The 8603-nt window shown below is 37.3% G+C and carries 9 protein-coding genes and 1 tRNA gene; 3 read left to right on the top strand and 7 right to left on the bottom strand.

Annotated features, from left to right (window positions below):
* Positions 1 to 307 precede the first annotated feature (307 nt).
* From BLR79_RS07940 to BLR79_RS07910, 7 genes are all read right to left on the bottom strand, one after another.
* A complete protein-coding gene (locus BLR79_RS07940; RefSeq protein ID WP_092086755.1) occupies positions 308 to 1351 on the bottom strand; it encodes a lysylphosphatidylglycerol synthase transmembrane domain-containing protein in 1044 nt (347 codons plus the stop codon).
* Positions 1311 to 1973 (bottom strand): polysaccharide deacetylase family protein, encoded by a 663-nt coding sequence (locus BLR79_RS07935; protein WP_092086752.1) that lies wholly within the window; start codon positions 1971 to 1973, stop codon positions 1311 to 1313. Before BLR79_RS07935 ends, BLR79_RS07940 begins: the two co-directional genes overlap by 41 nt.
* On the bottom strand, positions 1960 to 3003 hold the full coding sequence (locus BLR79_RS07930) for an MGDG synthase family glycosyltransferase (RefSeq protein ID WP_159427634.1): 1044 nt from the start codon (positions 3001 to 3003) through the stop codon (positions 1960 to 1962). Before BLR79_RS07930 ends, BLR79_RS07935 begins: the two co-directional genes overlap by 14 nt.
* Positions 3004 to 3119: 116 nt before the next feature.
* Positions 3120 to 3680 carry a Gx transporter family protein gene (locus tag BLR79_RS07925; protein WP_092086746.1) on the bottom strand — a complete coding sequence of 187 codons (561 nt, stop codon included), beginning with the start codon at positions 3678 to 3680 and terminating at the stop codon, positions 3120 to 3122.
* A 499-nt stretch (positions 3681 to 4179) separates the two neighbouring features.
* Positions 4180 to 4251: transfer RNA gene (locus BLR79_RS07920), tRNA-Arg, on the bottom strand.
* An 84-nt stretch (positions 4252 to 4335) separates the two neighbouring features.
* Complete coding sequence (locus BLR79_RS07915) at positions 4336 to 5655, bottom strand: DUF4767 domain-containing protein (protein ID WP_092086743.1); 1320 nt, start codon at positions 5653 to 5655, stop codon at positions 4336 to 4338.
* On the bottom strand, positions 5616 to 6242 hold the full coding sequence (locus BLR79_RS07910; protein ID WP_092086740.1) for a hypothetical protein: 627 nt from the start codon (positions 6240 to 6242) through the stop codon (positions 5616 to 5618). Before BLR79_RS07910 ends, BLR79_RS07915 begins: the two co-directional genes overlap by 40 nt.
* Positions 6243 to 6418: 176 nt before the next feature.
* On the opposite strand from BLR79_RS07910, the gene BLR79_RS07905 reads away from it, so the two are divergent.
* From BLR79_RS07905 to BLR79_RS07895, 3 genes are all read left to right on the top strand, one after another.
* Complete coding sequence (locus BLR79_RS07905) at positions 6419 to 6844, top strand: HIT family protein (protein WP_092086738.1); 426 nt, start codon at positions 6419 to 6421, stop codon at positions 6842 to 6844.
* Positions 6845 to 6862: 18 nt separating this feature from the next.
* Positions 6863 to 7201 (top strand): YtxH domain-containing protein, encoded by a 339-nt coding sequence (locus BLR79_RS07900; protein ID WP_092086736.1) that lies wholly within the window; start codon positions 6863 to 6865, stop codon positions 7199 to 7201.
* Between the two features lie 71 nt (positions 7202 to 7272).
* Positions 7273 to 8247 carry a peptidylprolyl isomerase gene (locus tag BLR79_RS07895; protein WP_143338824.1) on the top strand — a complete coding sequence of 325 codons (975 nt, stop codon included), beginning with the start codon at positions 7273 to 7275 and terminating at the stop codon, positions 8245 to 8247.
* Positions 8248 to 8603 lie beyond the last annotated feature (356 nt).

The raw sequence follows: 8603 nt of genomic DNA, 5'->3' as shown, positions 1-8603 counted from the left end.
TTTGGCGTTATTATCATATTTTTCCGCATACTCAACAACTTTTTGCCTATATCGCATTTCTTCTGTTATAATTGACTTCATGGGGAGCTTCCTTTCACACTATGGTTTTTTATTCGTTAAATATAGTGTACCAGAAGCTCCTCTTTTTTTTATGTTTTCGTGTCACATATGTATGATACCCTTACACTTAAGTGAAAAATTAACGTTTTAATAATTATTTACTATATCTACTTTACACTTTTTATTACTTTTATTCAATGAACAGAAAATTTAAAATGACTCTACCTTCAAAGTTGGTAAAGTCATTTTAAAAGTTATTAAACTGTTTCGATAGCTCTGCTACATTTAATTGGCGACGACGTATCATTAACAAAGTCACTCCCATAGCTAAATATAACATTAATAAGCGATTGACTAACATCCAGGAGACCGCCACTTGAGTGGGAACTAACTTTTGATAGATCGCATACATCGATAGTTCCGCAAAACCTGCCGTTCCTGGTGTAGGCATATATTCGGTTGCGACAGTAATTAGACATTGAATCGCGATAATGTCCAATAACCGGTAGTTATTAAAACCCAATGCACGGTAAGAACAATAAGCAATGCCGTAATAGAAAAATAACATGACGGTTTGCAGTACCAACATACTGACGATATTACGTTTACTTTTAATGACGGTCATTAAATTCGCTTTCGTTGTTTGAACGGACGCTTCAATACGTTCAGGAGTTTGATAGAAACGGCGAATAAGAGGCCAATGTTTTGTTTTTTCGGATAAGTAAATTAGCCCCTGACTTAACGTCGAAGTTTTTTTAATGGCTAACATGGTCACTAAACTTAAGAACAATTGAATAGCTAAACCAATGTAGAAAAATACCCGAACTTGACTTGAAAGAATGATTTGTCTTAAAGGACTGAGTAAAGCCAAAAGGCCAAAGAAGCTAAAGCTCATATGATAGATTAAATTAAATGGGACAATCACTGAGACTGCCTTACTCAAAGGAATACCATCTTGCTTCATCAAATAAAATTGAGCCGGCTGGCCCCCTCCTCCAGAAGGGGTCACTTGACTAAAAAAATAACCCATCATACTGTATTTAATACAATTAAATAAAGAAACGGTCATTGGCATACTTTTAAATAAATAATAAAAGGATAAACCTTCCATTAGCCGAAACATAATAAAAAAGACGACCGCAAGTAAAAGAAAACGGCGATCCATAGAAGCTAACAAACTTAAAACATTTGTCGCTCCTGATCCTTTATAAATTAAATAAGACATTCCGGCAGATAAAATAATTAATAGACTAAAATTGATTGCCAGTTGATGTTGCTTGAGTATTTTCATTTAAAAAACCTTCTAACTCTTCTATCATGCGCCATTTAGCTTCGGTATCTGCCTTACCTTCTGTTCCGTCGTGGAGGACAACAACTTTTCCATCAGTGGCCCGCTCGTCAAGTCGTTGTTTAAGAACCCCTTTAGACTCTACTTCCCAGTCGCCTAATAAACTATCCCACTGAACGACTTTTAGATTTGCTTTTTTTAGTAAATACAAAAGGGTTAAGTTATATAATCCGTAAGGCGCTCTAAAGTAGCGAGGGGTCATTCCTTGAACTTTAAAAGCCTCCATCATCTGGTTAAATTCTCTTACTGTTCTAAAAGGATCTAACAAAGCAAAGTTGACATGATGGTACCCATGGCACGCTATATCATGACCTTTATATATTGATAAATCATACTGAGTTAACTTATATCCTAGTAGAAAAAAGATTCCCGGTTCGTCATATCGATTTAATAGATCGATTAAAGAATCCGTCACTTCACTCGGCCCATCGTCAAAGGTTAACCGGTATCCGTTTGGACCTAAAGAAACATTTCGTCGCCACCGGTAACGAAGAATAGCAGTAGGAAGATAACCATGAAGGACAATCAAACTACCAATCCCAAATAATAATTTAATAATGAACATGTTCTAACCATCCTATAAATTCTTGGGGTGAGAAATCTTTACGAATTTTACATAAACTTGCTTTTGCTTCACCAAAGGCTTTTTCATCCTTAGTAAATTGTTCTAAAATGTCTAAGTTATCGTCCACTAATTCTACCCCGATTTTTTCGTGTTGAATGAATTGCTTATTGCGAATTTCTTGAGGTAAAAACGGCGTAAAATAGACTAGAGGCAATTCATTTTTAATGGAATCGTAAATACTCATCCCACCGGGCTTAGTGATATAAACATCTGCCCAATGATATAAAGGCGTCATATCAGTAACGTATTGATAAAGAGTCGCATTTTTAATCGCCCATTTAGAGACTTTATTATATAGTTTGTCGTTTTTTCCAAAGACAATTTTAAATTCTTTATCAGGATACTTTTCAAGAGATTGGTAAAAAGCTTTATCGTCAGGCAACATGCCTAAGCCTCCACCACAAATTAAAACGTGCTGATTTGATTTATGAATTGGCTTTTGGTTATTACTTCCAAACACCATCACTCGTTGGCTAGGTACGCCAATACTTTCAAGTTGTTCCTTTGTAAATTGAGACATGACTAAATATAAATCCGTCTCATCGTTAATCCATAATGGGTGAAAGTTAAAATCCGTAATATAAGTCACGAGAGGAACTGAAAGACCTCGTTTTCGTTTATAAATCCCTAATAAATAGGAAGTCACTGAAAAACAAGATACATAAATGTCAGGGGTTGGCAAAGAATCTAAATATTTAAAAAATATCTTTTCTAACATTAATAATTTACACGTCCACTCTTGACGGAAGTGAGTATCTTTTAACTCTTTTTCTTCAGCGGATAACACACGGCGTTGGTAATAATGGTGATGAGTCCAGTAAATTAAATCCGCTAGTTTTGGGTAAATTGACTCAATGAAGTCAATAACGTGTACTTGAGTATGGTCTAATTGATTGAGTTGTTTTTCTAATTCTTGAGACGCTTTTAAATGGCCAGCGCCGAATTTGCACATAAAGACTTGAACGTTCACACAAATCACCTCTCTATCCATCTTTGTGACTCACTTCACCTATTACACCCCATTTCTTAATTTTATTGTGCCAAAAAAGACTCTTTTTGTCCTCTGTCTCAAGACGTATTTTTAAATTATTTCACCGTCATAAACCATCCAGGCTCATTAATAAAGTGTTGGTGATATTGGCGTAAAATTTTTATATGGTTTAATAAATAATACCCCGTAATACCCGTGGCAGCTCCAGCGAGTAGCCCACTAATATATAAAACAGGCAAATAGTTCAATACACTCCACGATTTAGCAAACAAAGCAGCAACAGCTAGTTGTCCAATGTTATGTAAGATGCCACCAAAAATCGAAAGACCGATCACGCTCACTCGCTTAGGTCCTAATTGCTTGGCAAGTAACATCCCGAAATAACTTAAATACCCTCCAGCAACACTATAAAAGAATGTCGATAATGTCCCGCCTAAAAGCATGGTTAATATAAGACGTAAAGTCACCACTTGAAAACTATATTTAGTTGGAAGTGTAAATAAAGCAATAATAGTAATTAAATTGGCTAACCCAAATTTCGCTCCTGGAGCAAAAACGAACGGGGAGGGAATCATGCGTTCTAATAAACTAATTACCACCGCTTGAGCAGCTAAAGCGGCAATATAAACTAATAATTGATAGCGACGATGTTGCATCAAAATCCTCCTTATAAAGACTTTACAGACCTCTATCATATCACTTTTGAAGGGATTTTTATCATCTTCTTGGCTAATTTAAAAAATCCTTGGATATTATATTTAGGAGGTCAGTCCAATGAAAAAAGAAAAAAATCCTCTCTTTTTTAACTTATATGGGATATGTTTACATTTCAACCTTCATATTTCTCGTCTCTTATCTTCTTAGACAACCTACCAACTATTCCTTCAAGTGCTGTGTTAGGCCAAGTCATTCTTTTAAGTTTATTATTTATGTTTATTTTCACTTTCATAATGATTACTATAATCGCTCTATCATAGAAAAAATGAGCGCTCTCTTGTTTGTCAGAGCACTCATTGTAGTGAGGAATATTTAAATGAAGTCTTTAGAATGTCTTTAGGCTTAGTTGAAAATCAGTGATATTTGTTGAAATCACGAAACAGCTAACCCCTCAACAGTAAGGTTTCAGCACCTTTTCAACTCTTCTAAAACAACTTACCTCGCTAGAGGGAATCGAACCCCCATCTCAAGAACCGGAATCTTGCGTGATATCCATTACACTATAGCGAGCAATCCTTCTTCACTATACATGGGTTGAGCGAATTTTGCAATAAAAAAGCCGATCTTCCAAAAAGAAAGATCGACTGACTTATGTTAAAACAAGCCTTTAAATAGCCCGTCTAAATCCGCATTTTGAGTGTCGTGGAAAGATAAATGGCCTTTGTCATCTGCTCCAGCCATTGTAATTAAAACCCGAGGCGTGCCGTTATCGCTCACAAAAAAGTATAAATGGCGTTCGTCGCTTGGATTTTGTGTATCTTTAATGTCGGAATAAGCGGCTAAAATAATTAACCCGTCTTTAGTATCTTCACTTAAATAACGAGCCGTTTGAACTTGTCCATCTAAGTTAATTTCCATTTCTTGTTCTGGAGCTTTTACACCATAAAAATCGACTTGATGATCCGGTGTGTATTCTTCATATTGTTGCCCCATCACACGTCCCCAAGAGCTGATCCCTTGCGCAAGAGATTGGGCTTGGTTTTGGCTCCAAGCTGAAGACTCAGCAACCGGCGCTGCTTGACTTGCTTGCGGTGCAGCTCCTTGTGAAGCTGCTGGAGAACCTGAATAGTGGTTAGTTATTTCAACGCCATAAAAACTACTGTAATCAATAGGTAAAACTTCATGAGAAGAACCTGTCACCAAATCCGACTCGATCACACTATTAGATCCTGAATCATAACTGTAAACAGAAGCAGAACTAATATATTGAGAGTGTGGATTTGTACGATAAGTGGCTTTATAATCGCCGGAAGCGTCATCTAACATTAACCCATAAGCTTCAGCAGCGACACCTGTGTCAATCGCAATACGGTTCGCCGCATCAAATTGAGCATCATTAAATTGTTCCACTGTTTGTAGGTAACCGTCAAATTGTAAGTCATCATAAGCATATTGGGACGTTACCATTCCTTCACCTGAACGTTGAAGATAATTTTCTTCAATAATTGAGACTAACCATTCTCTTAAAGTATCTAAAGCGTTTAAATCTTCTTCATTAAATTCAGGTAACATCATCTTTTCGATCGCAAAAGTGTGAGAATACAATGCGCGAGCGTCTGACGCAGAACCGCCTTGGAAAGTTACTAAAGCAGAATCAAAAGCATCGTACAGCGCACCAATAACTGGGTGACGTCCATCAGTATTACGATCCGCAGAAGCTACTTCATCGCCACTTAACATATTAAAGCCTTGCAAGCGATTGGCCCAACGATCATTTGCTTGACGCAATTGACCTAAATATTCACTCGCATCAATGTCGCTTACTGGAGCTGCGGCAGTTCTTTCTGTTTGATTTTCCTCTGCTGGCTCTTCTTGTTCCTCTTGATCAACTTGATCATCTTGATCTTCAGGTTCATCATTTTCGTCTACGTCTTCTACTTGACCGCCACCTGGTTCAATTGGCGTCCAATGCAAGAAGATTGCTCGATTTTTGGACTATTATTATAGGCTTCTTCACGGAATTCTTCTTCCGTTAAGAGTTCACCCGTTTCTAAGTTCTCATAAGGGGCCTCTCGTGGATTATTCATTTGGTTGAATTCGTATTCAGCTACCGGAACCCACGCGGTACCATCCTCATTGAAATCCAATACTTTAAAATTAGTAATCGCAACTCCACCTGACAAAGAAGTTACTACAGTGCCATCTTCTAAAATATCGATATTACCACGATTCGTGATATAACCTGTTTCGTTGTAGTCAGCCAGCAAGTAAATACCGCCATCGGCATAGGTATAGACCGCTGCTGCTGAACCTTGGTCTCCAATAAATAACTCAGGCACACCATTATTATCAACATCGTACAACGCATAATACAACGCATCGATTGGACCGCGTTGCGTAAAAGGTCCAGAAATATACGTCGTATCTAAGCCATCTTCTTGTCCTAATACTTGATAATAATTTTCAGAAAAATATTGAATAACGTCTTGATAATGGTCTGGTAAATCATCTGCAAGCACTGTGTAAGCATTGATACTGCTTAAAACAAGAATCATTACCATACTCGAAAGCCATTTTTTAACATGCCATCGCTCCTTTTAAATTAATGCCTTCATTATATCATGATCCATTGATTTATTATAATGTTTCCATCTGTCTAAAGTGTTAAAAAATAGGTGTTTGCGGTAAAATATGGTATTCTTGAAGTATATCCAAAGACTGTAGAGGAGTTTTATTTATGGAAACACAATGCATCTTTTGTAAGATTATCAATCAAGAAATTCCAAGCGCTAAAGTCTACGAAGACGACGTAGTCTACGCCTTTTTAGACATTACCCAAGTGACACCGGGACATACTTTAGTTATTCCTAAAAAACATGTGGCAGATATTTTTGACTATACTCCCGAATTAGCCGGTGAAGTGATGAGTCGCTTGCCTCATATCGCTCATGCGTTAAAACAAACGTTTCCTGAGATGAAAGGGTTAAATATTATTAACAATAACGGCGAAGCTGCTTATCAAACAGTCTTTCACTCTCATTGGCATTTAATTCCACGCTACAGCAGTGAAGACGGCTTTAGTATGCAGTTTGAAAACAATCAAGATAGTTACACGCCAGAAGAGTTTACTCAACGAGCTAAACAAATTGGCGACAGTATTTAATAAGGAGCTGATACAATAATGAAAAACTTTGGACAAGGTTTATTTTGGGGCGTTGTATTGGGCGGTCTAGCAGGACTGATGAACGCACCTCGCCCTGGCTATGAAACACGACGCGGATTAAAACAATATTTAACAATGGTTGAAGAAGACGCAGACGATATGCGCTATAAAGTGGATAACGTGCGCACTTCCTTTAAACGTTTAACTCAAGAAGGAATGGATGCGGTACAAGACATGTCTCAAGACTTAAACATTGCGATCCAACGCTTTAACGATGAAGCACAGCCGCGTATTAAGCGAATTGATGAACGGGTTAACCAACTACAAGACACCATTGAAAATATTGACTTAAGCTAATATTTCACATCCTATTCACCCTTTTTCAAAATAAAATATGGTATGATAAACCCACAGAAAACTATAAGGAGTTGTTTACTATTATTTCTAAAAAATTAATTGTGCGCTTGGCTGCGGCATCTATGATCTCTGGATTATTAATCCAAGCACCTGCCGCACTGGCTGAAGATGTTATCGCAACCGTCGGCGACGATCAAATTACACAAGAAGAATTTTATAACCAAATGAAACGCTCATCTGGTGAAGCCGTCTTACGTATGATGTTACTTCAAAAGGTTTTAAAACAAAACGTTGAAAAGCCTGATGAAATTCGCCAAAAAGTCGATGAAGACATTAAAGTTCAAATTGAACAATTAGGTGGCGAAGATGTATTCCAACAATATTTAGCAATGCAAAACTTAGGCTCAATCGATAACTTTAAGGAACAACTATACGTTCAAAGCTTACTTCAAAATGTTATCGAACAACGTGTTGATATGTCTGACGAAGCGTTGAAGAAATTCTATGACGAAAAGTATCAACCATTAATGGAAGCTCAACATATTTTAGTTGACTCAAAAGAAGAAGCTGAACAAGTTATCGCCCGTTTAAATGAAGGGGAAGACTTTGATGCGATCGCTCAAGAAGTCTCAAAAGACTCTACGGCAGCAGATGGTGGTTACTTAGGAGAGTTTACTGAAGGAATGATGGTTCCTGAGTTTGAAGAAGCCGTTAAAAAGCTAAAGAACGGCGAATATACAACAGAACCCGTTGAATCTCAGTTTGGCTTCCACGTTGTTAAAGCACTCAAAAACGGTGAGAAATTACCATTCGATGAAATCAAAGATGACGTCAAAGCTCAATATATCGGTTCTCAATTTGAAGACACTGAATTTGCCGATTCAATTATTACTGAATTACTCGAAAAGGCCAACATCGATATTAAAGATGAAGACTTAAAAGATACAATTAACCATATTTTAGATATCACTGCTCAACCGCAAACTTTAGAAGAAGCTCCGGCTGAAGATGCTGAAGCTGACGCAGCAGAAGATACACAAGAATAATAATCAAAAAGAGGCTGTGACATAAGTCGACAGTTTCTTTAGAAAAACAACCCCGTCAAAACATTTATTCATCATGTTTTGACGGGGTTTTGGTATAATTAAGTATCGAATTGAATGAATAAAAAAGGCAGGAGACCACAACCTCCTGCCTAAGACAATCCAGAAAGGACTATCTCTAATGAACGGACTTAAGTATACCGCATCTTCTCCCGAAATCATAGTCTCTGTTAACTTTTCACTCCCTCAAGACCACATTGCTCGAGTCATTCATGACTTTGTTGAATCGCTTAACATTCCAGAAACTTCCGGGTTTGGCCGTCCCATCGAATACGACGCAAAGAGTTTACTTAAATTAC

Source organism: Dolosicoccus paucivorans (assembly GCF_900100125.1).
Lineage (GTDB): Bacteria > Bacillota > Bacilli > Lactobacillales > Aerococcaceae > Dolosicoccus > Dolosicoccus paucivorans.
The sequence above is the reverse complement of the archived record's forward strand: the minus strand, read 5'-3'. Positions and strand labels throughout refer to the sequence as shown.